This window comes from Phyllobacterium zundukense (assembly GCF_002764115.1).
Taxonomy (GTDB): Bacteria; Pseudomonadota; Alphaproteobacteria; order Rhizobiales; family Rhizobiaceae; genus Phyllobacterium; species Phyllobacterium zundukense.
In genome coordinates, this window is sequence record NZ_CP017940.1 from 139,065 (window position 1) to 164,009 (window position 24,945).

24 protein-coding genes are annotated in these 24,945 nt (G+C 56.0%); 16 read left to right on the forward strand and 8 right to left on the reverse strand.

Going from position 1 to position 24,945, the window contains the following annotated elements:
• Positions 1–20: 20 nt before the first annotated feature.
• The 10 genes from BLM14_RS00685 (at position 21) to BLM14_RS00730 (ending at position 13,274) form a co-directional block, all read left to right on the forward strand.
• Positions 21–929: a branched-chain amino acid ABC transporter permease gene (locus BLM14_RS00685; RefSeq protein ID WP_099997647.1), complete on the forward strand. Its 909-nt coding sequence runs from the start codon at positions 21–23 to the stop codon at positions 927–929.
• 4 nt (positions 930–933) lie between these two features.
• Positions 934–2,331, forward strand: a complete 1,398-nt coding sequence (gene livM / locus BLM14_RS00690) for a high-affinity branched-chain amino acid ABC transporter permease LivM (protein ID WP_099997648.1) — start codon at positions 934–936, stop codon at positions 2,329–2,331.
• Complete coding sequence (locus BLM14_RS00695; RefSeq protein ID WP_099997649.1) at positions 2,331–3,680, forward strand: ATP-binding cassette domain-containing protein; 1,350 nt, start codon at positions 2,331–2,333, stop codon at positions 3,678–3,680. The genes livM and BLM14_RS00695 overlap by 1 nt, the downstream gene beginning before the upstream one ends.
• Complete coding sequence (locus BLM14_RS00700) at positions 3,680–4,411, forward strand: ABC transporter ATP-binding protein (RefSeq protein WP_099997650.1); 732 nt, start codon at positions 3,680–3,682, stop codon at positions 4,409–4,411. The genes BLM14_RS00695 and BLM14_RS00700 overlap by 1 nt, the downstream gene beginning before the upstream one ends.
• 52 nt (positions 4,412–4,463) lie before the next feature.
• Complete coding sequence (locus BLM14_RS00705) at positions 4,464–4,817, forward strand: DUF6867 family protein (protein WP_099997651.1); 354 nt, start codon at positions 4,464–4,466, stop codon at positions 4,815–4,817.
• Between the two features lie 126 nt (positions 4,818–4,943).
• Positions 4,944–6,059, forward strand: coding sequence for a branched-chain amino acid ABC transporter substrate-binding protein (locus BLM14_RS00710; RefSeq protein WP_099997652.1), 1,116 nt, complete (start codon positions 4,944–4,946; stop codon positions 6,057–6,059).
• 229 nt (positions 6,060–6,288) lie between these two features.
• Complete coding sequence (locus BLM14_RS00715) at positions 6,289–7,404, forward strand: branched-chain amino acid ABC transporter substrate-binding protein (protein ID WP_099997653.1); 1,116 nt, start codon at positions 6,289–6,291, stop codon at positions 7,402–7,404.
• Between the two features lie 167 nt (positions 7,405–7,571).
• Positions 7,572–11,030 (forward strand): pyruvate carboxylase, encoded by a 3,459-nt coding sequence (pyc, locus tag BLM14_RS00720; RefSeq protein ID WP_099997654.1) that lies wholly within the window; start codon positions 7,572–7,574, stop codon positions 11,028–11,030.
• A gap of 267 nt (positions 11,031–11,297) precedes the next feature.
• On the forward strand, positions 11,298–12,044 hold the full coding sequence (locus BLM14_RS00725; protein WP_237143424.1) for a DeoR/GlpR family DNA-binding transcription regulator: 747 nt from the start codon (positions 11,298–11,300) through the stop codon (positions 12,042–12,044).
• Positions 12,045–12,107: 63 nt separating this feature from the next.
• Positions 12,108–13,274, forward strand: a complete 1,167-nt coding sequence (locus BLM14_RS00730) for an MFS transporter (protein WP_099997656.1) — start codon at positions 12,108–12,110, stop codon at positions 13,272–13,274.
• On the opposite strand, the gene BLM14_RS00735 is transcribed toward BLM14_RS00730, so the two are convergent.
• Both BLM14_RS00735 and BLM14_RS00740 read right to left on the reverse strand, forming a co-directional pair.
• On the reverse strand, positions 13,271–14,404 hold the full coding sequence (locus BLM14_RS00735; RefSeq protein WP_418314249.1) for a patatin-like phospholipase family protein: 1,134 nt from the start codon (positions 14,402–14,404) through the stop codon (positions 13,271–13,273). The genes BLM14_RS00730 and BLM14_RS00735 overlap by 4 nt on opposite strands.
• Positions 14,389–15,168 (reverse strand): 3-hydroxybutyrate dehydrogenase, encoded by a 780-nt coding sequence (locus BLM14_RS00740; protein WP_099997658.1) that lies wholly within the window; start codon positions 15,166–15,168, stop codon positions 14,389–14,391. Before BLM14_RS00740 ends, BLM14_RS00735 begins: the two co-directional genes overlap by 16 nt.
• Before the next feature lie 205 nt (positions 15,169–15,373).
• Here BLM14_RS00740 and ispG point away from each other — a divergent pair, with 205 nt between their 5' ends.
• Entirely contained in the window at positions 15,374–16,630 is a 1,257-nt protein-coding gene (ispG, locus tag BLM14_RS00745; RefSeq protein WP_099997659.1) for a flavodoxin-dependent (E)-4-hydroxy-3-methylbut-2-enyl-diphosphate synthase, read from the forward strand.
• 9 nt (positions 16,631–16,639) lie between these two features.
• On the opposite strand, the gene BLM14_RS00750 is transcribed toward ispG, so the two are convergent.
• Complete coding sequence (locus BLM14_RS00750) at positions 16,640–17,557, reverse strand: polyprenyl synthetase family protein (RefSeq protein WP_100000956.1); 918 nt, start codon at positions 17,555–17,557, stop codon at positions 16,640–16,642.
• A gap of 285 nt (positions 17,558–17,842) precedes the next feature.
• Here BLM14_RS00750 and mtgA point away from each other — a divergent pair, with 285 nt between their 5' ends.
• From mtgA to BLM14_RS00765, 3 genes are all read left to right on the forward strand, one after another.
• Positions 17,843–18,466, forward strand: coding sequence for a monofunctional biosynthetic peptidoglycan transglycosylase (gene mtgA, locus BLM14_RS00755; RefSeq protein WP_237143576.1), 624 nt, complete (start codon positions 17,843–17,845; stop codon positions 18,464–18,466).
• A gap of 177 nt (positions 18,467–18,643) precedes the next feature.
• On the forward strand, positions 18,644–18,826 hold the full coding sequence (gene rpmF / locus BLM14_RS00760) for a 50S ribosomal protein L32 (protein ID WP_008121851.1): 183 nt from the start codon (positions 18,644–18,646) through the stop codon (positions 18,824–18,826).
• Between the two features lie 86 nt (positions 18,827–18,912).
• Entirely contained in the window at positions 18,913–19,317 is a 405-nt protein-coding gene (locus BLM14_RS00765) for a hypothetical protein (protein ID WP_099997661.1), read from the forward strand.
• A 15-nt stretch (positions 19,318–19,332) separates the two neighbouring features.
• On the opposite strand, the gene BLM14_RS00770 is transcribed toward BLM14_RS00765, so the two are convergent.
• The 5 genes from BLM14_RS00770 to phaR all read right to left on the reverse strand — a co-directional run bounded on the left by BLM14_RS00770 (position 19,333) and on the right by phaR (position 22,510).
• On the reverse strand, positions 19,333–20,571 hold the full coding sequence (locus tag BLM14_RS00770) for an RNA polymerase sigma factor (protein ID WP_099997662.1): 1,239 nt from the start codon (positions 20,569–20,571) through the stop codon (positions 19,333–19,335).
• Between the two features lies 1 nt (position 20,572).
• Positions 20,573–20,842 (reverse strand): YciI family protein, encoded by a 270-nt coding sequence (locus tag BLM14_RS00775; protein WP_237143425.1) that lies wholly within the window; start codon positions 20,840–20,842, stop codon positions 20,573–20,575.
• A gap of 194 nt (positions 20,843–21,036) precedes the next feature.
• Positions 21,037–21,318, reverse strand: a complete 282-nt coding sequence (locus tag BLM14_RS00780; protein WP_099997663.1) for a cupin domain-containing protein — start codon at positions 21,316–21,318, stop codon at positions 21,037–21,039.
• Between the two features lie 60 nt (positions 21,319–21,378).
• Positions 21,379–21,816: a GlcG/HbpS family heme-binding protein gene (locus tag BLM14_RS00785; RefSeq protein ID WP_100000957.1), complete on the reverse strand. Its 438-nt coding sequence runs from the start codon at positions 21,814–21,816 to the stop codon at positions 21,379–21,381.
• Positions 21,817–21,898: 82 nt separating this feature from the next.
• Positions 21,899–22,510 carry a polyhydroxyalkanoate synthesis repressor PhaR gene (gene phaR / locus BLM14_RS00790; protein WP_099997664.1) on the reverse strand — a complete coding sequence of 204 codons (612 nt, stop codon included), beginning with the start codon at positions 22,508–22,510 and terminating at the stop codon, positions 21,899–21,901.
• A gap of 261 nt (positions 22,511–22,771) precedes the next feature.
• Here phaR and BLM14_RS00795 point away from each other — a divergent pair, with 261 nt between their 5' ends.
• Both BLM14_RS00795 and phbB read left to right on the forward strand, forming a co-directional pair.
• The gene (locus BLM14_RS00795) at positions 22,772–23,956 is read left to right on the forward strand and encodes an acetyl-CoA C-acetyltransferase (RefSeq protein WP_099997665.1); all 1,185 of its coding nucleotides are present in this window, start codon (positions 22,772–22,774) and stop codon (positions 23,954–23,956) included.
• 135 nt (positions 23,957–24,091) lie between these two features.
• On the forward strand, positions 24,092–24,817 hold the full coding sequence (gene phbB / locus BLM14_RS00800) for a beta-ketoacyl-ACP reductase (protein WP_099997666.1): 726 nt from the start codon (positions 24,092–24,094) through the stop codon (positions 24,815–24,817).
• Positions 24,818–24,945: the final 128 nt, after the last annotated feature.

Genomic DNA, 24,945 nt, shown 5'->3' on the forward strand with positions numbered 1-24,945 from the left:
AAATGAGGGGTATCGTTGCGATGGAGTACTTCATCCAGCAATCGATCAATGGGCTGACACTTGGTTCAATTTACGGCCTGATCGCAATTGGCTATACGATGGTCTACGGGATCATCGGCATGATCAACTTCGCCCATGGCGATGTTTTCATGCTTGGCGCCTTCATGGCGATGATTGTTTTTCTTGCTTTGACTACTTTCATTGGCGGTGTGCCGGTCGTTCTGGCGCTGCTGTTGATGATGATCGTAGCCATGCTCCTGACGGGGCTGTGGAGCTGGACCATCGAGCGTCTGGCCTACCGGCCTCTGCGTGGTTCATTCCGACTTGCGCCGTTGATCACAGCGATCGGCATGTCGATTGCGCTGTCCAATTTCGTGCAGGTCACGCAGGGTCCTCGCAACAAGCCAATCCCACCGCTGGTCAATGGCGGCATAACGGTTTACGGCACGAACATCACCATTGCCTACAAGCAGATGGTTATCATCATTGTCACGGCGATCCTGCTTGCTGCATTCTGGTATCTCGTCAACAAGACGTCGCTCGGAAGAGCGCAGCGCTCCTGTGAGCAAGACCGCAAGATGGCGGCGCTGCTCGGAGTGGACGTCGACAAGACGATTTCCATGACCTTTGTCATGGGTGCGATGCTTGCTGCTGTCGCTGGCACGCTCTACCTCATGTTCTATGGTGTGATTTCCTTTACCGACGGTTTTGTACCCGGCGTCAAGGCATTCACGGCGGCCGTTCTCGGCGGTATCGGATCGTTACCTGGCGCAGTGGTTGGTGGTTTGCTGATCGGCCTAATCGAGGCGTTGTGGTCCGCATACTTTTCCATCGACTACAAGGACGTTGCGGCATTCTCGATCCTGGCGATCGTGCTGATTTTCCTGCCGTCCGGTATACTTGGTCGGCCCGAAGTCGAAAAGGTTTAAGCACATGGCCGATATCCAATCAACAGAACGGGATTCCGTCTTTGCGAAAGCGTTGAAGGAAGGGCTTATTGCCGGTGCGCTTGCTTTCGGGTTGTTCTCCCTGGTGGTCGGTTTCCGCACCGAACAGAACATCCGTAATGAGCTTATTCTCACTCAGCGTTGGGGTCTGCTGACGATCTTCGTACTCGTGGCAGCAATCGCTCGTTTCACCATCACCTATACAGCGCCCTGGAGAGAAGAGCGGAAAAAGACCCGGCGTGTGGTTGCCGAGGCGAAAGAGCCGTCGGCTTTCCGAAAAAGCTTTCCGAAAATCGGTCTTGGACTGCTCTTTGTTTACCCGTTTCTGGTAATCCTGATCCTCAGCGTCTCCAGTGGCTCAATCATGGGTGGCCTTCAGGGTTCGCTCAAATATGTCGACAATTTCGGTATCCAGATTCTGATCTATGTGATGCTTGCCTGGGGTTTGAATATTGTCGTTGGCCTTGCTGGGCTGCTCGACCTCGGTTATGTCGCCTTCTATGCAGTCGGCGCCTATTCATACGCCCTGCTCTCAACTCATTTCGGTTTTTCGTTCTGGCTGTTGTTGCCGATGGCGGGTATTTTTGCCGCGACGTGGGGCGTTATTCTTGGGTTTCCTGTCCTGCGTTTGCGCGGTGACTATCTTGCTATCGTCACGCTGGCATTCGGTGAAATCATCCGCTTGATCCTGATCAACTGGACCGTTGTCACCAAGGGAACCTTTGGTATCTCTGGCATCGCCAAGGCAACGCTGTTCGGCATTCCGTTCACGCCTGGCCCGACCGGTTTCGCCGCGCTGCTTGGACTGCCGAATTCCGGCGTCTATTACAAGATCTTCCTCTACTATCTCATTCTTCTTCTGGCATTGCTTACCGCATGGGTCACAATCCGTCTGCGCCGCATGCCGATTGGCCGCGCCTGGGAAGCTTTGCGCGAGGATGAGATCGCCTGCCGCTCGCTTGGCATCAACACGACGACGACAAAGCTGACGGCCTTTGCCACGGGCGCCATGTTCGGTGGATTTGCCGGTTCGTTCTTTGCAGCTCGCCAGGGGTTCGTCAGTCCCGAATCCTTTGTCTTCCTTGAATCTGCAATCATTCTCGCAATGGTGGTTTTGGGTGGCATGGGATCACTGGTCGGTATCGCCATCGCCGCTGCCGTCATGATCGGCGGTACAGAACTCTTGCGCGAACTGGAATTCCTCAAGCGCGTGTTTGGCAATGATTTCACGCCAGAACTCTACCGCATGCTATTATTTGGCCTCGCCATGATCGTCGTCATGGTGTGGAAGCCACGAGGTTTTGTTGGCAGCCGGGAGCCAAGCGCCTTCCTGCACAAACGCAAGACGGTGTCAGGTGAGTTTACGAAAGAAGGGCACGGCTGATGGTTTCGGAAGTGCAAAAGAATACGAGCGCAATATTGCGCGTTGAACGCCTCTCCATGAAATTCGGTGGTCTTATCGCCATCAACGATTTGAACTTCGAAGCAAAGCGTGGTGCGATTACCGCCCTTATCGGTCCTAACGGTGCCGGCAAGACGACGGTTTTCAACTGTATCACCGGCTTCTATAAGCCGACCGAAGGCATGCTGACTTTGACGCGTCAGAATGGTGAGGAATATCTCCTGGAACGGATGGCTGATTTCGTCATCACAAAGAAGGCGAAGGTTGCGCGCACGTTCCAGAATATTCGCCTTTTCTCGGGTCTTACCGTGCTGGAAAACCTGCTAGTCGCCCAGCATAATCCGCTGATGTTGGCCTCTGGATTTACCGTCCTCGGACTGCTTGGTTTCCCTACCTATAAGAAGGCGGCTGTCGACTCTATCGAGAAAGCTCGCTTTTGGCTGGAGAAGATCAATTTGATCGATCGTGCCGATGATCCGGCTGGGGATCTCCCTTATGGTGCCCAGCGCCGGCTCGAGATTGCCCGCGCGATGTGCACGGGCCCTGAGCTACTCTGCCTCGACGAACCGGCCGCAGGTCTGAATGCGCGTGAGTCAGCCGAGCTGAACAAGCTTCTGCTCGATATCCGCGCCGAAACCGGTACGTCGATCCTTCTTATCGAACACGATATGTCGGTGGTGATGGAAATTTCCGACCATGTCGTCGTTCTCGAATATGGCACGAAGATTTCCGACGGCACACCTGACACAGTAAAGAACGATCCGAAGGTCATCGCCGCCTATCTGGGTGTCGAAGACGAGGAAGTCGTCGAGATGATCGAACAGGCTGAAGCGGCCGGCGTGGATGACATCACCGCTGCGGTGGATTTGCTGTCGACCGAGGCGCTGCACGAAATCGTGGAAACCCACCCCGACGCAAAGCCAGTGGAACTCATCTCTTCGGCCGCTCTTGTCACTGCAAAGCCTGCAAGAGCGAAACCGTCAGCTGGCAAGCTTGCCGCAAAGAAGGCGCCACCAAAGGCATCGGCGGTGACGGCTGGGATCAAAGCCGGGTCAACGTCGAACGCCCTTGCGGAACCGCGCGGCGGCAAGGCTGATCGGTTGATCCTGATCAAAGGTATCGGCCCGGTCAATGAGCGCAAGCTCAATGAGCATGGCATTTTCCACTTCGATCAGATTGCTGCGTGGAAGAAAGCCGATGTGATTGCAGCGGAAGTCTATCTGGCTTTTGACGGACGGATCGCCCGCGAAGACTGGATCGGCCAGGCGAAGAAACTGGCGAAAGAAAGCCAGGAGAAACCGGCGCCCAAAAAGACCGGAGGGCCTAAGTAATGTCGCAACCACAAGCCCTTCTCAGCATTGAGAACGTCGAAACCTATTATGGCAATATCCGCGCGCTGAGCGGCGTGACGGTGCATGCCAATCCCGGTGAGATTGTCACGCTGATCGGTGCCAATGGCGCCGGCAAATCAACGCTGATGATGACGATCTTCGGCATGCCGCGCGCGCGCACGGGCCGCATTATCTTCGACGGCAAAGACATCACCAAATTGCCGACGCATGAAATCGCGCGTCTGCGCATCGCCCAATCGCCGGAAGGCCGCCGAATTTTCCCCCGCATGACTGTGCAGGAAAATCTGCAGATGGGGGCAAGTCTCGATAATCTTCAATTTTTCGATGAAGATTCGCGCATGGTGTTCGACCTCTTCCCGCGCTTGAAAGAGCGTATTAATCAGCGCGGCGGAACGCTTTCTGGCGGTGAACAACAGATGCTCGCCATTGGCCGCGCGCTGATGGCGCGACCACGACTGCTGCTGCTCGATGAGCCATCGCTGGGTCTCGCGCCGTTGATCATCAAGCATATTTTCGAAGCCATCAAGGCGCTGAACAAGAATACCGGGCTGACCGTATTCCTTGTCGAACAGAACGCTTTCGGCGCGTTGAAGCTTGCCGACCGTGGTTATGTGATGGTCAACGGGATTGTGAAAATGAGTGGATCGAGCGCAGACCTTCTCGCCAATCCGGAAGTGCGCGCAGCCTATCTTGAGGGCGGTCGACACTAACCAGAGCAAGGTGCCATTTTCCATCCGGAAATGCGCCAAGGAGAACATTGCCATGCAAGGCATACTGTACGAAGAACCTTCGATCTGGCTATTTCTGCTGGTCACCTGCATCATGGGCGGCTGGGCCGCATGGATGACCGGGCGAGCGTGCGCCAGAACGTGGCGGCCCACCGCGATCCTTGTATTCTACATGCTGCTGCTCGGCATCGCCGTCCGCTTTATCCACTTCGCGCTGTTTGGCGGCACGATGCTGACGCTTCACTACTATGTCGTCGATACGATCGTGCTGATTATCATCGGTACTCTTGGCTATCGCTACACCCGTACCAAGCAAATGGTGCGGCAATATCATTGGCTCTATGAAAAAGTTTCCCCTTTCTCCTGGAAGGAAAGAACGAGAGCTTAATCAATCTCGCTGATGCGAAATGAATCAGCGTGACAACCGCCGGGAAATCGGCAAATGTGCTCTTCAAGCGATGAAAAGGGTCATCGCGAGGGGTTTGGTAAGTACCTAGAAAATGGGAGTTTTCAAATGAAGAAGTCACTGTTTTCGGGCGTTGCACTTGCTGCAATGCTCGCGTTGAGTGGTCATGCCTATGCTGATCTTTTGATCGGTGTCGGTGGTCCGCTGACCGGCCCGAACGCCGCTTTCGGCGCTCAGCTGCAGAAGGGTGCAGAAGCTGCTATCGCTGAGATCAATGCTGCCGGTGGCATCAATGGCGAGCAGGTCAAGCTTTCGCTTGGCGATGACGTTTCCGATCCGAAGCAGGGCATTTCCGTTGCCAACAAGTTCGTTGCCGACGGCGTGAAGTTTGTAATCGGCCACTTCAACTCGGGCGTGTCGATTCCAGCATCGGAAGTCTATGCTGAAAACGGCATTCTCGAAATCACTCCTGCTGCAACAAACCCGGTCTTCACCGAACGCGGTCTGTGGAACACTTTCCGTACTTGCGGTCGCGATGACCAGCAGGGCGTGGTAGCCGGGACATACATTGCCGAGAAGTTCAAGGACGCCAAGGTTGCGGTCGTTCATGACAAGACACCATATGGTCAGGGTCTTGCTGACGAAACCAAGAAGACGCTGAACGCCAAAGGCCTCAAGGAAGCGATGTACGAAGGCGTGAACGTCGGCGACAAGGACTTCTCCGCGCTGATCGCCAAGGCAAAGGAAGCCGGTGTTACGGTTCTCTATTGGGGTGGTCTGCATACCGAAGCTGGTCTGATCATCCGCCAGCTCGCTGACCAGGGTCTGAAGGTCACCTTCATCTCCGGCGACGGTATCGTTTCGAACGAACTCGCTTCGATCGCTGGTGACGCTGTCGCAGGCACGCTCAACACCTTTGGTCCGGATCCGAGCAAAAACCCTGCCAACAAGGAACTCGTTGAGAAGTTCCGCGCACAGGGCTTTGAGCCGGAAGCGTATACCCTTTATGCATATGCAGCAGCTCAGGTTATCGCAGATGCAGCAAAGGCCGCCGGATCGAATGATCCAGAAGCCGTTGCGAAGACCATGAAGGAAAAGGGTCCGTTCAAGACCGTTCTTGGCGACATTGCCTTCGACGAAAAAGGCGATCCGAAGCTTCCAGGCTACGTCATGTACGAATGGAAGAAGGGTGAAGACGGCAAGTACAGCTACTTCCAGCAGTAAGCCTTCCATTTAATACTATCAGTGAATGCCCGGCCTGGTGCCGGGCATTTCATAATCCGATAAATCGTTTTCTTGTATAAATATTCTTTTTTGTGTTGCGGCATGCTCCTGCACTAAACGAACTCACCGTTCGGATGCTGGATACCTAATATTTCGTTTGGATTTAATCTTTGCACGCCAGACTTGTTGAGATGACGGGTTTTAATATTTTTCAAAGTGGAGTTTTTGAATGACGAAGTCTCTTATCCCTGGGATTGCCCTGGCTGCAATGCTTATGCTTGCTGCACCGGCCGGTGCAGATATTCTGATTGGTGTTGGTGCTCCTTTGACCGGTCCGAATGCGGCGATGGGTGCCCAGATCAAGCGCGGCGCCGAGGCAGCAATGGCTGAAATAAATGCGGCTGGCGGGATCAATGGCGAGCAGATAGCGCTTGCTTTCGGGGACGACGTTTCCGATCCGAAACAGGGTATTTCTGTTGCCAACAAGTTTGCGGCCGACGGCGTGAAGTTCGTTATTGGTCATTACAATTCCGGCGTATCGATCCCGGCATCGGATGTTTATGCCGAGAATGGCATCCTCCAGATAACGCCGGCGTCAACCAATCCGAAATATACCGAGCGCGGCCTGTGGAACACATTCCGTACCTGTGGCCGCGATGACCAGCAGGGCAAGATTGCCGGCGCCTATATTGCCGAGCACTTCAAGAACGCCAGGATTGCCATTGTCAACGACAAAACCCCCTACGGTCAGGGTCTCGCCGATGAAACCAAGAAAGCCCTGAATGCCAATGGCGTTGCCGAAGTACTCAACGAAGGCGTCCATACGGGTGACAAGGACTTCTCCGCATTGATCAGTAAGGTTAAGGAAGCCGGAGTTACCGTATTCTACTGGGGCGGCGTGCATACCGAGGCGGGCCTGATTATGCGCCAACTGGCCGATCAAGGCCTGAAAGTGCAGTTTATTTCTGGCGCGGCGATCGTATCTAACGAACTTGCCTCAATCGCAGGCGACGCAGTCATTGGCACGCTCAATACGTTCGGTCCCGACCCACGCAACAACCCAGCTAACAAGGAACTCATCGAGAAGTTCAGGGCCGAAGGATTCGAGCCGGAAGCCTTCACACTTTATTCCTACGGTGCTGTCCAGGCTCTTGCAGCTGCGGCAAACGCTGCTGAATCAAATGATCCGGAACTGGTGGCCAAGGCCTTGAAGCAAAACGGTCCATTCAAGACAGTCCTTGGCGATCTGGCTTTTGATGAAAAAGGCGATCCGAAGTTCCCGGGTTATGTCATGTATGAATGGAGAAAGGGACCGGACGGCAAGATCAGCTACTTCCAGCAGTAGGTTTTCAATTTGAATTAAACTGTGAAATGCTCGGTTTTCTGCCGGGCATTTTGCTATTGGACATTTCACTGTCTTGTGATCAATATGCGTTGTTTGCACTGCAGCAATCTTAAGCCAGTTAACGCGGCCAATTGATTTTGCCTTCGTCACGATCCGGAGTTTCCGCCTTGCCTATAAAGAAAATTCTCGTCGCCAACCGATCGGAAATCGCGATCCGGGTGTTTCGCGCTGCCAATGAGCTCGGCATGAAAACTGTGGCGATATGGGCGGAAGAGGACAAGCTGGCGCTGCATCGCTTCAAGGCCGATGAATCCTATCAGGTTGGGCGTGGCCCTCATCTGGCCAAGGATATGGGCCCGATCGAGAGTTATCTGTCGATCGAAGAAATCATTCGCGTCGCCAAGCTCTCCGGCGCCGACGCCATTCATCCAGGTTACGGCCTTCTTTCGGAAAGTCCGGAGTTTGCCGAGGCTTGCGCCGGGGCTGGTATCATCTTCATCGGCCCCAAGCCCGAGACCATGCGCCGCCTTGGCAATAAGGTTGCAGCACGCAATCTGGCGATTGAGATCGGTGTTCCGGTGGTTCCTGCCACCGAGCCACTCCCTGACGACATGGAAGCGGTCAAGGCCATGGCCGAGCAGATCGGTTATCCGGTCATGTTGAAAGCGTCATGGGGCGGCGGCGGGCGCGGCATGCGTGCTATCTTCTCGCCGGATGACGTTGCCCGAGAAGTCACGGAAGGCAAGCGTGAAGCCAAGGCGGCCTTCGGCAAGGATGAGGTCTATCTCGAAAAGCTGGTGCAACGGGCACGCCATGTGGAAGTGCAGATACTCGGCGATACACATGGCAATGCGGTGCATCTGTTCGAGCGCGACTGCTCGATCCAGCGGCGTAACCAAAAGGTGGTGGAGCGCGCTCCCGCTCCTTATCTCAATGAAGCCCAGCGCAAGGAAATCTCGGATTACGGCCTGAAGATCGCCAAGGCGACGAATTATATCGGTGCCGGGACGATCGAGTTCCTGATGGACGCCGATACTGGCGATTTCTATTTCATCGAGGTCAATCCGCGTATCCAGGTCGAACACACCGTAACGGAAGAAGTGACCGGTATAGACATCGTCAAGGCCCAGATCCGCATCCTTGAAGGCGCAACAATCGGCACGCCGGAATCAGGTGTACCCGCGCAAAAAGATATCAAGCTGAACGGCCATGCGCTGCAGTGTCGTATCACCACGGAAGATCCGGAACAGAATTTCATCCCGGACTACGGTCGCATCACCGCCTATCGCGGCGCAACCGGCTTTGGTATCCGGCTCGACGGCGGTACGGCCTATTCGGGTGCCGTGATCACACGTTTTTACGACCCTCTACTGGAAAAGATCACTGCGTGGTCGCCAACGGCCGACGAGACGATCCACAGGATGCACCGGGCATTGCGCGAGTTCCGCATCCGCGGTGTCGCCACGAACCTGACCTTCCTTGAAGCCATCATCACGCATCCGAAGTTCCTGGACCATTCCTACACAACCAAATTCATCGACACGACGCCGGAACTATTCGCTCAGGTGAAGCGGCAAGATCGTGCCACCAAACTTCTCACATACCTGGCTGACGTGACTGTGAACGGGCATCCCGAAACCAAGGGCCGCGCCATGCCACCCAAGGAAGCTGCGCTGCCACGGGTGCCGTTCATCGAGACGCCAATTCCAGACGGTACCAAGCAGCTTCTCGATCAACTTGGGCCGAAGAAGTTTGCCGAGTGGATGCGCGATGAGAAACGTGTGTTGTTCACTGACACGACAATGCGCGACGGTCACCAATCGCTGCTCGCGACCCGCATGCGCACCTATGACATCGCCCGTGTTGCCGGCACTTATGCTCGCGCGCTGCCGCAATTGTTCTCACTGGAGTGTTGGGGCGGGGCAACGTTCGATGTGGCCATGCGGTTCCTGACAGAAGATCCGTGGGAGCGTCTTGCGGAAATCCGCGAGCAAGCGCCGAACATTCTGCTGCAGATGCTGCTGCGCGGCGCCAATGGTGTCGGGTACAAGAGCTATCCTGACAACGTCGTGAAATATTTCGTGCAGCAGGCTGCGCGGGGCGGCATCGATGTTTTCCGCGTGTTCGACAGTCTGAACTGGGTCGAGAACATGCGTGTCACCATGGATGCGGTCGTGGAGGAGAACAAGCTCTGCGAAGCTGCGATTTGCTATACTGGCGACATCCTGAATTCTGCCCGGCCGAAATACGATCTGAAATATTATGTCGATCTTGCCCAGCAAGTGGAAAAGGCTGGCGCGCATATCATCGCCGTCAAGGATATGGCAGGCCTGTTGAAGCCAGGTGCGGCCAAGGTGCTGTTCAAAGCGTTGCGTGAGGCGACCGATCTGCCGTTGCACTTCCATACGCATGACACGTCAGGCATTTCGGCTGCGACCGTGCTTGCCGCCGTGGATGCGGGCGTGGATGTCGTGGACGCCGCCATGGATGCGCTCTCCGGCAATACCTCGCAGCCCTGCCTCGGTTCGATTGTCGAGGCGCTGAAGGGTACGGAGCGTGATCCTGGTCTCGATCCGGAATGGATCCGCCGCATTTCCTTCTATTGGGAAGCAGTACGCACGCAATATGCGGCCTTCGAAAGCGACCTGAAAGGACCAGCGTCAGAAGTTTATTTGCATGAAATGCCAGGCGGCCAGTTCACCAATCTCAAGGAACAGGCGCGCTCGCTTGGCCTTGAGACCCGCTGGCATGAAGTCGCGCAAGCCTATGCCGACGTCAATCAGATGTTCGGCGATATCGTCAAGGTAACGCCATCCTCCAAGGTTGTCGGCGACATGGCGTTGATGATGGTGAGCCAGGATCTTTCTGTTGCCGATGTTAAGAACCCGGACAAGGACATTGCCTTTCCGGATTCGGTCGTGTCGATGATGCGCGGCGATCTCGGGCAACCGCCAAAAGGCTGGCCCAAGGATATCCAGAAAAAGGTTCTGAAGGACGAAAAGCCGTTCACCGAACGTCCCGGCGCCTTATTGAAACCGGCCGATCTCGATGCTGAGCGCAAGGAGATCGAGGCAAAGCTGGAACGCAAGATCAGCGACCAGGAATTCGCGTCGTACCTGATGTATCCGAAGGTCTTCACGGATTTCGCGGTTACGCACGGAACCTACGGGCCGACAAGCGTCCTGCCGACGCATGTCTATTTCTATGGTCTGGCCCAGGAAGAGGAAGTCTTTCTCGATATCGAGCGTGGCAAGACACTGGTCGTGCGCAACCAAGCCGTGGGTGAGGCCGACGAAAAGGGCATGTGCACGGTGTTCTTCGAGATGAACGGTCAGCCACGCCGCGTGAAAGTGCCCGACCGTACGCGTGCCGGAAGTGGCGCTGGCGTCAGGCGCAAAGCTGAACTTGGAAACGACAAGCATGTCGGCGCGCCAATGCCAGGGATTGTCTCGACGGTGGGGATTTCGACCGGGCAGAAAGTCAATGCAGGTGACGTATTGCTTTCCATCGAAGCGATGAAGATGGAAACCGCCCTGCGTGCAGAACGCGACGGTACAATTGCCGAAGTACTTGTCCGTGCCGGTGATCAGATCGACGCCAAGGATCTGCTGATCGTTTACGAATAGGCTTACAGGGATATTCGCATCAGCAAGCTCGTCAATTGAAAAAGCCTCCGCATGCGGGGGCTTTTTGTCGTTTCAGCTGGCACGCTCACATTATGAAATCGGGTAGCAATTCAGTGGCGGAAGCCGAGGCCGCAACTTCCCCATTTGCCTATTTATGCATATATACGCATTTGATATTGCCGATATCGGCAATATCCGCTATAGGAACGATATGCGCAAAGGGCTGCTTCAATGTTGAAAGATTTGTCGCCGGACGAAAGAAAGAGCATGATCCTCAAGAGGATCAATGAGTCCGGTCGCGTGCTGGCAAACGCGGTTGCGTCCGAATTTGGCGTCTCGGAAGACTCTATCCGCCGGGATCTGCGGGAACTGGCCGAGCAGGGTCTTGTTCAGCGGTTCCATGGAGGGGCAGCGAGAAGCAGATTAGGTCCTCGAAGTTTTCAGCAGCGTGCCCGGGATGAGACCGCCGGTAAAAAGGCAATTGCCGCTGCGGCGGCGGCCCGGATACCGGCGAATGCTACGATGCTTCTCGACTCCAGCACAACGGTGCTGGAATTCGTTCGTGCACTTCCTACAGACCTTCAGACATGTATCATCACCGGTTCCCCCGATATCGCCGCGGCGGCACTCGACCATCCCTGCTGCGAGGTCATCCTTCTGGGCGGAAGCCTGAACCGGCTAACGCGCAGTGCTATCGGGCAATCCACGCTGGCTGAAGTCCAGTCCATGCGTGTCGACTATTGTGTACTTGGTGCCTGCGCCGTCGACGAAGGACTGATGCTGCGCGCTGAGAACTATGATGATGCCCGTATGAAACTGGCGTTTGGTCAGGCATGCAATGAGATCATTCTTCTGGCAACGAGCGAAAAACTTCTCAAACAAGGTCCCTTTGCCATAGGTCCGATATCGATCGTATCCACGCTTGTAACCGACAAGACAGCAGATCGCTCAATCCTGGAGCGTATAAGCGAGGCGGGCGTCGAGGTGATCGTCGCAGGCGACAAGCTTGCGTGATCTGCCCTTTATCAGATGATCTGAATGTCTACCCAGTACCAACGTTCAACAGGTGATGAAACCATGGATGCCTCTGTTTACGCCAGGAAAGCTGTTTATGGCCGATGGGCTGTGGCGTGGGCTTTCTTTTTCAACGGGTTTCTGATCGGTAGTTGGGCGCCGCAAATCCCGGTGTTCATGACGCGTCTCGGGATCAGTGAATTCACGCTTGGTCTCCTCATCCTGGTGTTCGGCGTCGGGGCTTTGTCCTCCATGCCCTGGTGCGGCTATCTTATCGGAAGGTATGGGTCGCGTGCCGTCGTGAAAGGCTTTGCGGTGTTCTGCTCCTTGTCGCTGTTGCTCGTTGCCCTCGCTCCGAATGTCCTGACCGCAGCGCCCGCACTGTTTCTCTTCGGCGCTGTGATTGGCGGCATGGATGTCGCGATGAATGCCAATGCGGTGGAGGTGGAGAAAAAGCTGTCGCGTGCGGTCATGTCGTCGTCGCACGGATTCTGGAGCCTTGGTGGTTTTGCCGGCGGTGGCCTCGGCGGCCTTTTGATTGAGGCGCATGGTTATCTCACGCATGCTGTGGTCGTTACCCTCATCGCTATTGTGCTTGGCCTTGCGGCTTTTCGCTTCATGATCACCGAAGAAACACCGGTCGTGCATGAGAAGCAGAAGCTGGCGTTTCCAACCAATCCGCTGATTTATTTGATCGGTCTGATGGCGCTGTTTTCCATGGTGCCCGAAGGTTCCGTGCTGGATTGGGCCGCCCTCTATCTGCAGCAGGAACGTGGCGCGGATATCGCCACTGCCGGCTTCGCCTTTGCCGCCTTTTCCGGCACGATGTCGATCATGCGCTTTCTGGGAGATAGGGTGCGTGATCGCTTCGGCGCCGTAAACACTTTACGCGTTTCGGCGCTCATTGGAGCAGCGGGCATGTTGGTGGCAAGTCTTGCACCGACATCCTGGATAGCCATCCTAGCCTTTGCTTTTTCGGGTCTCGGTATTGCCAATATGGTGCCCATTGCCTTTTCGGCAGCAGGCAATCAGGAGGGGACTTCCTCGGGGGTAGCGCTCAGCATGGTCACGCTGATGGGCTATTCGGGCATACTCGTTGCGCCCTCGGCCATCGGTTTTGTCGGCGGCAAGGCCGGTTTCGGACCGGTCTATATGGTGCTTGCCGGACTGTTGATCGTCGTGTTTTTGATGGCCAATCTCGCGAAAAGTGCCGACAGGAACCAGAACTAAGCCCGCCGCGCTACAACGGCAGGCTTCTTGCGTTGCATGAGGAAATCCGTCACTCGTCTGCCAGGCTTGTGCGATTTCAGGCCCACATTCATCTCTGGCGCCAGCTCGCCCGACAGGTCGAGCGTGGCGTGTTCGCCAACCGCGTCGAAATGTTCCTCCAGCCAGTCTTCCGCGGCGGCGCGCCCCAGATCGCGCAGGTATTCGAGGAAGGCCCATTCCGCATTGATCTTGGATGACGCAGCGAGACCCGCAAGGGCTTCATCCGCGTCGATGCGATGCATGCGGATATGGCGGTATTCGCCATGTTGAAGCCTGCCCGCGTCGATCAGCGAATTGACAAAAGCAATGGAACGGAGCTCGCGCAGGAGCGCGGCATTGAAGGTGATCTCGTCGATACGATCGGTGATTTCACGGGCCGTCTTGGGCGTGCCGCGCCGTTCGATCGGATTGATCTGTATCAGCAGGACATCTTCGCTCTCACTCGAATAGAAGAACGGGTAAAGTGCGGGATTGCCGCCATAGCCGCCATCCCAATAGGGCTCGCCATCGATCTCCACAGCCTGAAAAATATAGGGAAGACAGGTGGAGGCCATTACGACATCGGCACTGAGTTCCGATTGCGAGAAAACGCGCAGTCGCCCGCTTTCGACATTCGTCGCAGAAATGAAGAGTTTAAGCTTTGAGCAGGACCTCACACGTTCGAAATCGATCTCCTTTTCAACGACATCCCGCAGGGGGTTGAGGTTGAACGGATTGAGTTCATAGGGTGAGAACATCCGCGAGAATTGCTCGAAGAGATTGTATCCCAAACCGTTCTCGACCGACCAGTTGCCAAAGAACCTGTCCCACGGAGAGCGTTGAACGGGGCTGAACTGGCCGGTGCGTCCGACTGCGCGCCAGAATTCATGCAGTTTTGCCCGCGCACCCTCTGCACCATTGTGCGACCAGCCATCAGCCAGCGCCACGGCATTCATCGCGCCAGCACTGGTGCCGGATATGCCTTCGATCGTCAGTCGTCCGTCTTCGAGAATGCGGTCAAGCACGCCCCAGGTGAAGGCGCCGTGCGAACCGCCGCCTTGCAGCGCGATATTGATCGCCTTGGGTTTAGTACTCATTATGTTGCCGTCCAGCCGCCATCGACCGATATGGACGTCCCCGTTATCTGGGCGGCAGCGTCGCTTGCGAGGAAGACGACCGTTGCGCCGATCTGGTCAACCGTGGCGAATTCCTTCGTCGCCTGCTTGTCGAGCATGACTTCGCGAATGACCGTTTCACGATCCATGTTGTGTGCTTTCATCTGATCGGGAATCTGTGCTTCAACCAGTGGCGTCAGCACGTAACCGGGGCAGATTGCATTGCAGGTGATGTGCTTTTCGGCAACTTCCAGTGCAACGGTCTTGGTCAGACCGAGAATGCCGTGTTTTGCCGAGACATAGGCGGATTTGAATGGAGATGCCCTGAGACCATGCGCCGATGCAATATTGATGATGCGGCCCCAGCCGGCTTGCTTCATGTAGGGGAGGGCGGCGGCTGTCGTATGGAAAGCCGATGTCAAATTGATCGCAATGATCGCATCCCACTTTTCAGTCGGGAACTCGTCTACCGGCGCGACAAACTGAATGCCGGCATTGTTCACGAGCACATCAACGCTACCAAAAGTTTCGGCTGCCTTGTCAATCAGGACGCGGCACTCGCCACCATTCGACATGTCTGCCTTGATATAGGCGACACCAACCCCGTGCTTATCGGCGATCTCCCCGGCAAGTGCATGGTCCTCGGGCCGGTCCGTGAACGAATTGATTACGACATTGTACCCTGCCGCTGCAAGCGCGTGGGCAGAACCTAGGCCGATGCCGGAATTGGAACCTGTAACAACTGCGGTCTTCTTGGCCATGACGAAAATTTCCTTTGGTTTGATCAACCGGGCGTGCGGAGGGCTCCCGGAATATATTGCATTGCAGCAAAATTGCTAGGCTTGGAGCATGAACACTTTGTCATGTAAGGCCTGCGTTATGGGCGTAGCATCCTGTTACAACGTCGCACGGAGTTGACAAACAGCGATAGCTGCTCCACGTGAACAGCATATCTGGAGCTTCACGATGTCTGAATACTATTCGCAACCCTTTGCCCGGCGGCCCTCGGTTGGAGTCGACGTGGGTGGTATCATGGTTGGTGGGGGCGCGCCCGTTGTTGTTCAATCGATGACCAATACGGATACCGCCGATATCGACGGTACGGTGGCACAGGTGGCGGCGCTTTCCCGTGCAGGCTCGCAGATCGTTCGCATTACTGTTGACCGGGATGAATCTGCGGCGGCGGTTCCCAAAATCCGAGAGCGGCTCGACCGCCTTGGCCTTTCTGTCCCGCTCGTGGGTGATTTTCACTATATCGGTCACAAGCTTCTGGCCGATCATCCGGCTTGCGCTGAGGCATTGGCGAAATATCGCATCAATCCGGGCAATGTCGGCTTCAAGGACAAGAAGGATGCGCAATTCGGTGCGATCATTGAAATGGCGATCCGCTACGACAAGCCCGTACGCATTGGGGTCAACTGGGGATCGCTCGATCAGGAACTTCTGACGGTCCTGATGGACCAGAACCACGCTGCAGGCGCGCCACTGACGGCGGAGCAGGTGACACGTGAGGCCATCGTCCAGTCAGCGCTTATTTCGTCACAACTTGCCGAAGAGATCGGCTTGCCGCGCTCGAAGATCATCCTGTCTGCCAAGGTCAGCCAGGTTCAGGACCTGATCGCCGTCTATGCCGAGCTTGCGCGGCGTTGCGACCATGCACTGCATTTAGGCCTGACCGAAGCCGGAATGGGTTCGAAGGGTATCGTCGCCTCGTCGGCCGCAATGGGTATCCTGTTGCAACAGGGCATTGGCGATACAATCCGCATTTCGCTGACGCCGGAACCGGGCGGCGATCGCACGCGCGAAGTGCAGGTGGCGCAGGAATTGTTGCAGACCATGGGTTTCCGCCAGTTCATTCCGATTGTCGCTGCGTGCCCCGGCTGCGGACGTACGACGTCGACAGTGTTTCAGGAGTTAGCGCAGTCGATCCAGAGCGACATCCGTACCAATATGCCGGTCTGGCGAGAGAAATACCCGGGTGTCGAGGCACTGAACGTTGCCGTCATGGGCTGCATCGTCAATGGACCTGGGGAATCCAAGATGGCCGATATCGGAATTTCACTGCCGGGAACCGGCGAAACGCCCTCCGCACCGGTCTTTGTCGATGGCAAGAAGGTGGCGACGCTGCGCGGCGCCGGTATCGCCCAGGAATTCCAGAAGATGGTGGCCGATTACATCGAGAACCGTTTTGGACAGGGCGCAGGTTCGCACGCGGCCGAATAATCGTCCGCGCTAATTCTTCCGCTCAGCGATAAAGTGTGCTGCATCCTTGAGCAGCGCTGCCTTTTCACCGAAAGGTGCCAGAAGATCTTCGGCTTGCGCGACCAAGCCCGCCAGTTGGCGCTTGGTCCATTCAACACTGTGCATCGATACGAGAGTGGCTTTACCGGCAGCAGCATCCTTGCCTGTCGCTTTACCCATGTTGCTCGCGTCCGCAGTTACATCGAGCAGGTCATCGGCAAGCTGAAAGGCGAGGCCAATGGCCGAACCATATTCCGCCAGCCGTTCGCGATCCTTGGTGTCGGCATGACCGATGATGGCGCCCGCCTCGCACGCGAAGCGGATCAGTGCCCCGGTTTTCATTGCCTGCAACCGGATGATGCCCTCTTCGTCCGGCTTGACATTCGCGGCTTCAAGGTCAAGCGCCTGACCGCCGGTCATGCCACCAATCCCGGAAGCGCGAGCAAGCGCCGCAATGAGCGCGACGCGGGCTTGTGCATCAAGTTCAGTCTCCTCGCTGGCGATCAGTGCGAACGCATAGGTCAGGAGGCTGTCCCCAGCGAGAATGGCGGCGGCTTCGTCAAATTTGCGATGCACGGTCGGCTGGCCGCGCCGCATATCGTCATTGTCCATGGCAGGCAGATCGTCGTGGACGAGCGAATAGCTGTGCACGCATTCGAGTGCTGCGGCGACGCGCAAGGCAGCAAGATTATCCGCGCCAAAGAGGGCGGCACTTTCCATCACCAGAAACGGACGCAGGCGCTTACCCCCGTTCAATACACCGTGCCGCATCGCAGCCATCAGGCGTGGCGGGCGGCTGATCTCGCCGCTTTGCGGCCGATCGGACAGCAATTCAGACAGCAGCGTCTCGACCGATGCTGTGCGTTGCTGCAGTGTGATCTGGAACAATGAGAAACCGGAATCTGTCATCATGTTATGGCAATGACCGGAAAATGGCTCTCCGGTCAATGGCCGTATAGGGTCGTGATTATGATTTTGCGGCGGACCCTGTGTGTAGAGTGCGGAAAATCACAGAAAGAATTCCCTTCCGAGGCTCTTTGCTCTATGTCCAACGGGAGTTTTTTAGAGCGGACGGGATGTGTGACGAGGGTTCTGGTCAGAAATAAGCGGGGCAGAGGTTATCTGGTTGATCCCGGCCGTTCACCTTTTGGCCGGATCACGCGTTATTTGATTCTGATCGGAATCATCCTGATCATGCTGCCGATCATCCTGCTCAGTCTTTACAGACTGCCATTTGTCCATCCGGTTTCCACGTTGATGGTGAAAGATCTCGCGACGTTTTCCGGTTATGACCGCCGTTGGGTATCCATGGACCAAATTTCTCCGACACTCGTCAATTCAGTGATGATGTCGGAAGATGCCAGGTTCTGTTTCCATTCGGGTGTTGACTGGGATGCACTGAATTCCGTGGTTTCCGACGCAATCGATGGCGAACAAACGCGCGGTGCGTCGACGATCACAATGCAGACGGCCAAGAATCTGTTCCTCTGGACCAGCCGCTCCTTCATCCGCAAAGGTCTTGAAGTGCCACTCGCTGTCATTACAGACCTTATCCTGCCTAAGCGGCGGTTGATGGAAGTCTATCTGAATATCGCCGAATGGGGACCAGGAATCTACGGTATCGAAGCCGCCGCCCAGCACCATTTCAAGGTCAGTGCTGCCAATCTTTCGCCGCGTCAGGCTGCTTACCTAGCCGTAACCTTGCCTAATCCAATCGTACGGAATCCGGCAAAGCCAGGTCGGGGGATGCAGACATTGGCACGGGTCAATGAGCGCCGGGCGCGCGGTGCCGGTGCCTACATCGGCTGTGTCAAATAACAGCGACCAAGGTATAAATTCGCGGGATACGGCAGCCGTGACAAAAAATATACGACTCCTGCTGGTCAAAAGGTCTCAAGACGTGTATAGCCCAGCCGAACTTTCCGGAATTTTGTCCATTGTGACAGGCTCGATCGGGCCAGTGCCGGATTTTGACTGATTACTGGAGCTGGAACAATGGCTGTACCTAAACGAAAAACTTCTCCGTCGAAGCGCGGCATGCGCCGTTCCGCCGACGCGCTGAAGGCACCGACATACGTCGAAGACAAGAATTCAGGCGAACTGCGCCGTCCGCATCATGTCGATCTGAAGACCGGCATGTATCGCGGCCGTCAGGTTCTGACGCCGAAAGAAGGCTGATCTCTTCTTCGAATTCGTGATAAAAAGACCGGCCCTTGTGCCGGTCTTTTTTATTTGTGCACACGGTTTGCTGGGGAGAAGACGCAGTGATTTCGAACATTCCATTGATGATAGTGCCGCTTGTTGTCTTCAATCTGGTTATCGCCGGATTGGCGGGTGTCGGCGGCGCTGACCCGTGGGCGACGGAGCTTTATTCAATGCACATGCTGTCCGGCGGCACCTGGCGCATGACTTTGGGCGACCTGATGATGGTTCTGTCGCTAGCATTGCTGTTCTTCGAGATCATGAAGTCGGCACGCACCAGCGATGCATCGGTTATCGATCATTTGCTGTCGATATTCGTCTTCGTCGCCTTCCTCGTGGAGTTCCTGCTCGTCCCCAGCGCCTCGCACTCACTGTTCTTCATTCTTATGGCGATGGCATTCTTCGATATTTTGGCGGGGTTTACGGTTTCCTTGCGTTCCGCTGGCCGCGATGTGAATTTCCGGTAAATCCAGATTGTTTGATTAATCCGGGAGCGTTCGCAACCGCTGTGCAAGAAAGTCACGCATAGCCGGATCCTCGCACAGACCGATAGCGCGACCATAGGCGATGCGAGCCTCGCCGAGGCGGCGCAGGCGTGCGAGCAAATGCGCCGCAAGTGCCCAATAGGGCTGGTAATTCCTGACAGCTTCGGCGGGAATCGCTTCAAGCTGAGCCCAACTGGCAGCGGCGCTACGTGCTTCCGCTAGGGCGGCCGCCCGGCCAACCAGGGCACCAATCGTTGGCGTATGGACAACCAGTCCCTCATGGAGCAGGGCAATCGCCTCCCAATTGGTATGGCCCGTTATTGCGCGCTGCGCATGCACCGACTGAATCGCTGCTTCCAGCTGAAAGCGCCCGACGCAACCCGATTGCGCAGCTACCTTCAGCAATTGCTCGGCTTCGCTGATCATCGGTTTCGCCCAGTGCTCCGTATCCTGCTCTGAGAGTGGTACATAGGCTCCAGTGGAATTGCGCCGCGCTTCACGTCGCGATTCACAATGCAGCATAAGTGCAAGGAGCCCCCGGATCTCCGCCTCATCGGGCATGAGCCGCAGAAGCATACGGCACAGGTCGATTGCTTCAAGCGCCAGACCCTTGCGGCGTGGGTCAGCACCGGCCACGTCATCCCAACTGCTACCATAGGCGGCGTATATGGCCTCCAGCACAGCTTCAAGACGCGCAGGTAAATCCCTCGCCATAGGCACTTCGAAAGCGATACCTGCATCACGGATCTTGCGCTTTGCCCGGGCCAGGCGCTGGCCCATGGCGGCGGGCTGTATCAGAAAGGCGGAGCCTATGCGTGCTGCATCCAGTCCGAGCAATATCTGGAGCATGAGCGGCGTGCGCGCAGTGGGTTCGATCGCTGGATGGGCGCTGATGAACAGCAGTTTCAGCCGCTCGTCAGGAAATGAAATATTGGCGTCTGCTACAGCATGGGCCTCGTCTGCTATCATGAGCAAGGCTGGCAACGCTTCTGTTCTTACACGGGCATGGCGTCTGGCATCAGTCATCCGATTACGCGCGACAGTCAAAAGCCATGCCTCGGGCTTGTCCGGTATGCCATTGCGCGGCCAGGATTCCAGAGCCGAGGCAAAAGCGTCGGCGAGCGCGTCTTCGGCTGCTCCAACGTCATGCGAGCGAGCAGCGAGGAATGCGATCAACCGGCCATAGGAGTCACGCGCCGCCATTTCGATAACGCGGCGCGCGTCACTATCTTCCATATCAGCCTGGCATCTGAATATTGGGCCTCACCTCGACCACGCCACCAGCGATGGCTGCAGGGCAGCGGGCTGCCCAGCCAAGCGCTGTGTCGAGATCGGGGACGTTGATGACGTAGAACCCGCCCAATTGCTCCTTCGTGTCGGCATATGGTCCGTCTTGAACCATGCGCTGGCCATTATGCAACTTCACCGTCGTCGAGGTGTCGGGAGCCTGGAGCCCGGCGCCGGTAACCATTATACCGGCTTCGCGGAGCACTTGCGAATAAGCCATCCATCCGGCGCGATAGTTTTCCTGCTTGCTGGGATCGGTTCGGGCTGCGTATGCGTTCTGCTGTTTCGTAAGCCAAAATCGTGTAGTTCATGGCAGTTCCTTTCGGGTTTAAAGCGCGAAAGACATGCGCTCGATGCAATGACGGCTTATCAGAACGCATTTTGACACGAATTGCAGAGATTCTTTGTGCGAAGCTATTTCAGCTCGATTTCGATGAAAGCATATTCGCCATCATTGGCGTTGATGACATCATGCTCGACGCCTTCCGAGCGGAAATACGGCACGCCCTTCTTCATGTCGGCGAAGGCTTCGCCTTCGTTCGTCAAGAGCTTCACGCGGCCATCCGTCAGTGGGACGACGACATAGTCATGTCCGTGTCGGTGCCAGCCGGTGTTGTCGCCAACGCCAAAACGATACTCGGTAACGATGACCCGATCATTGTCAATGAAGACTGTAGCTTTGGCCGATCCCGTCATTTTCGTTCCTTGCCTGGTGCGTTCCCTCGGACAATCCGAAGGAACGCTCGATGAATAAATTCAGCTCTGGCCGCCATCTCCAACAAAGCCCGCAGCCTCAATGCCAGCAATTGCTGCCACTTCATCATTGTCGGATGTGTCGCCAGTAATGCCGACGGCACCAAGAATTTCGCCCTTGGCATTTTTCACGAGAACGCCCCCGGCCACCGCAATAACATGCCCGCCGGACGCGGCAACCAGACCTTCCACGAAATGCGGACGCTCCTTGGCAAATTTTTCCACAGTGCGCGAACCGGCGCCGATGGCGAGAGCGCCGAAGGCCTTGCCGAAGGCAATTTCAAACCGCAGCATGGACGCACCATCCTGTTTCTGGAACGCCTTGAGGTGACCGCCTGCATCCAGTACGGCGACCGATAAAGGGCGCAACCCAAGTTCCGTTCCCTTGGCAAGGGCGGCCTTGATGATCGTGTTGGCTTTGGAAAGTGTAATCTGGGCCATGATGTTCTCTTTCATGCTTTCTATTGCCCGCGGCTGCCGAAGGCGGCGCCGGGTTTTGTGTCACGCTGGTGATGCTTGATCGTTATTTGTCGAGAGAGTCGAGCTTGCGCTGCATGGCAGCGATCTGTTCTTTCAACTCATCCAGCCCGGTATCCCTGGTTGGCTTTTCAGAGACGGGCGCGTCTTCAGATTCTGTCGCTCCGCCAGTTTTGCCAAGCGGGAAAGGTGTGAACATGCGCATCGCGTGCTGCAGCATTTCCGTATTTCGGCGAACCTGTTCCTCGACAAGCTTTATCGGAGCGCTGACATTCATCATATCCATTGGTGTCTTGCCAAAGGCTGCTGTCAACTGCTCGCGCATGCGCTCCTGCTCCTTGGCAAAGGCAGACATGGATTGTTCAAGGAATGTTGGCAGCACGACTTGCATCTGATCGCCATAATAGGCAATCAACTGACGCAGGAACGGGATTGGCAGCATGTTCTGCCCCTCCTTGTTCTCCAATTCAAAGATGATCTGGGTCAGGACTGAATGGGTGATGTCTTCGCCGGTCTTTGCATCCTGTACCGTAAAATCCTCATTCCGCTTCACCATATCGGCCAAATCTTCGAGCGTCACATAGGTGCTGGTGCCGGTGTTGTAGAGACGCCGGTTGGCGTATTTCTTGATGACGATATCGCCAGTTTTACTTGCCATTGCTCAACTCCCCCAACCTCATGCCTATTACCGAATTTGCGTGCCGGCTTACGGATAGACCTCGGAGGATAGGGGCAAAGTGCTTCAATTCAAAGCGATTTGTGCAGCGCATCCAACGCAGTGCATGGGCGTCTATGCTGCAGTGCGAAATGGATAATTTCGCCTTAGACTTAAATGGGCCTTGTCAAACGGTTGCTGGGAGGGAATTCTGTCCGGGAATGTGCTGTATGAATTCAGCATGACAAATATGAGGAAACGTCCATGACCCAATCGATCGTTATCGTCAGTGCCGCCCGCACTCCTGTTGGATCATTCAATGGCGCATTCGCCAATGTCCCGGCACACGAACTGGGTGCCGCCGTCATCAAGGAAGTGCTCAATCGCGCGGGTGTCGATTCTGCAGACGTCGATGAAGTGATCATGGGTCAGGTGCTGGGCGCGGGCGAGGGGCAGAATCCGGCTCGCCAGGCCGCGATGGCTGCAGGTATTCCGCAGGAGGCTACGGCGTGGGGACTCAACCAGCTTTGTGGTTCGGGTCTGCGCGCAGTGGCACTTGGCATGCAGCAGATCGCAACAGGCGATGCGGAGATCATCGTCGCGGGCGGTCAGGAATCCATGTCGATGGCGCCGCATTGTTCGCATCTTCGCGGCGGTGTGAAGATGGGTGATTTCAAGATGATCGATACGATGATCAAGGATGGCCTGACCGATGCATTCCACGGCTACCACATGGGAATTACGGCGGAGAACATTGCACGCAAGTGGCAATTGACCCGCGAAGAGCAGGATAATTTCGCCCTGGGCTCGCAAAACAAGGCCGAGGCAGCGCAGAAAGCCGGAAAGTTCAAGGACGAAATTGTCCCGTTTACGGTCAAGACACGCAAAGGCGATGTCGTCGTTGCCGACGATGAATATATCCGGCACGGCGCGACACTGGATTCACTGGCAAAACTGAGGCCCGCTTTCGACAAGGATGGCACGGTGACTGCTGGTAACGCATCGGGTCTTAATGATGGTGCTGCCGCCGTCGTCTTGATGAGCGAGGAAGAAGCCCAACGCCGTGGAATCAAGCCTCTGGCGCGAATCGTTTCCTGGGCTACGGCTGGTGTTGATCCGGCAATCATGGGAACGGGCCCAATCCCCGCATCGCGCAAGGCGCTGGAAAAAGCCGGTTGGAAGCCGGAGGATCTCGATCTCGTTGAAGCAAATGAAGCTTTCGCTGCGCAGGCCTGCGCGGTCAACAAGGACCTTGGCTTCAATCCGGATATCGTCAACGTCAACGGCGGCGCCATAGCCATCGGTCACCCCATTGGCGCCTCGGGTGCCCGCGTTCTCAATACTCTGCTATTCGAATTGAAGCGCCGTAACGGGACAAAGGGCCTCGCAACGCTTTGCATCGGCGGCGGCATGGGTGTCGCGCTCTGTGTGGAGCGCATCAAGGACTGATGATCATTTCAACCGGCTCAATTATGGTTGAGCCGGTTTTTCAGCGGCGGGTGGTGGCATTGCAACCATACCGTGCACTTCTATCCTTTTATCACCACACTTCGTTTGAGAGAAATCCGTTTAAGGGAGGGCACAATGACAAAAACGGCAATCGTGACAGGTGGAACACGTGGTATTGGCGCTGCCATTTGCGTGGCTTTGAAAGCGGCTGGCTACAAGGTCGCGGCAAACTACGCCGGCAATGATGACGCGGCGAAGAAATTCAGCAAGGAAACGGGAATCGCTACCTATAAATGGGACGTATCGAATTATGAGGAATGCGCTGCTGGGATTGCCAAAATAGAGGCCGATCTCGGCCCTGTAGCCGTGCTAGTGAATAATGCCGGCATCACCCGGGATGCGATGTTCCACAAGATGGCCCCGGGTCAGTGGAGCGAAGTGATCAATACCAACTTGACCGGTCTCTTCAACATGACCCATCCGGTTTGGACCGGCATGCGCGATCGTAAATTCGGGCGAGTAATCAACATCTCTTCCATCAACGGGCAGAAGGGGCAGGCCGGACAGGTCAACTATTCGGCGGCGAAGGCTGGTGATATCGGGTTTACAAAGGCGCTGGCGCAGGAAGGCGCACGCGCGGGAATTACCGTCAATGCCATTTGCCCCGGTTACATCGGAACCGAAATGGTGCGGGCGATCGACGAGAAGGTGCTTAACGAGCGCATCATACCACAGATCCCGGTCGGGCGTCTGGGCGAGCCCGAGGAAGTAGCGCGCTGTGTCGTGTTTCTCGCTTCCGACGATGCGGGATTCATCACTGGCTCGACGATCTCGGCAAATGGCGGACAATATTTCAGCTGATCGAAGACCAGATATGAAGCGCCGCTCATCCCAACGATGCGCGGCGCTTTTAACTTTCTGTTGACCCTGAATTACCAAATCTGGGGAGGAATGCTGGTAAAGGATCAAATGAATCTTGTCCTAGCCGG